The organism is Arachnia propionica, assembly GCF_003932785.1.
GTDB classification, from domain to species: Bacteria; Actinomycetota; Actinomycetes; order Propionibacteriales; family Propionibacteriaceae; genus Arachnia; species Arachnia propionica_B.
Map to the genome: position 1 here is coordinate 1 of NZ_RQYT01000105.1, position 1297 is coordinate 1297.

General features: G+C 66.5%; 1 pseudogene. It reads left to right on the plus strand.

The features are described from left to right. Positions 1–1297, plus strand: a pseudogene (locus EII35_RS15430) (hypothetical protein); the annotation flags it as partial.

The following is a 1297-nucleotide window of genomic DNA, read 5'->3' on the forward strand; positions in this document are numbered from 1 at the left end:
ACTGTGATGATCTGGGCAACATCAACCGGGTCCAGCTGCCCGATGGCGCGACCTGGGAATTCACCCACGACGCCATGTCCCGCCTCCGCCAGAGCATCGATCCGTCTGGTGGGGTGTGGCAGCGCTGCTACGACCAGTACGGCCGCCTCAACGAAACGATTGACCCGTCAGGGGTGCGGGCATACCAACACCACAACACCCAGGCCCAGGAGATCACCATCGGTGACGCCCACGCCTCCAGCATCATCCAGCTGGATGTGTGGGGCCGCCAGATCCGTGAAACTCTGCCGGATGGGTCTGAAACCCGCATCAGGTACGACCGCGCTGGTCGGCCAGTCGAATACACCGACCCCGCAGGTGGCTCCACCCGGATTGACCGTGACCCGGCAGGCCGCCCGACCCGGATCCGCCGCCCCTCGGGCGCATCACTGCGCTACGACTACGACTCGTGTGGCCGGGTCGCGGGGATCCGCAACGAACTCGGATTCCGCACCACCCTCAACTACAACCAGGATTCCCAACTCATCGAAGAGATCTGGCCCACCGGTGAGAAGGGCTGGACCCGCTACGACCCCTGCGGCCGTGTGGTGGCTCGTTTCTCCCCCGGCGCAGGCTCCTACCGGTGGGTCTACGACAAAACCGGCCGGGTCATCGAGACCCGTGACCCCAGGAACGGGCTACGACGGTTCCGCTACGACCCAGCCGGCCAACTCACAGCCGCGGTGGCGGGCAATGGTGGCGTCACCCGCTACACCTATGACCTCAACGGGCGCGCGGTCACCGTCACCGACCCCCTGGGCGCGGTCAGCCACCATGTCTTCGACCCCATGGACCGCTGCCTCAGCACCACCAACCCCCTCGGCGCCACCACCACATGGGGTTACGATCCCGCCGGACGACTGATCCGCAGCGTCGATGCGGACGGCCACGTCGTCGAAACCAGCTACGACCAGGCGGGACTGGAAACCACCACCACCATCGACGGGGCCACGTTCTCCCACATCACCAGAAACGCCGCGGCCCGGCAGGTCCAGGTCGAGGACCACTCCAACCCCGACCACCCCGTCACCCACGTCCTCACCTACGATCCCCGCGGCCTCCTACAGCAACACGCTCGAGGCGACCACACCACCTGTTGGACCCATGATGTCGACGGATGGACCACCAGCATCACCACCCCCAACGGGGCAGCCACGGCCTATCAGCGTGACCCGGCCGGGAACATCACCCAGGTCACCCATCCCGGACTCGCCACCGCCACCCTCGAACGCGACCAGAAAGGCCGACTGACCCGCGC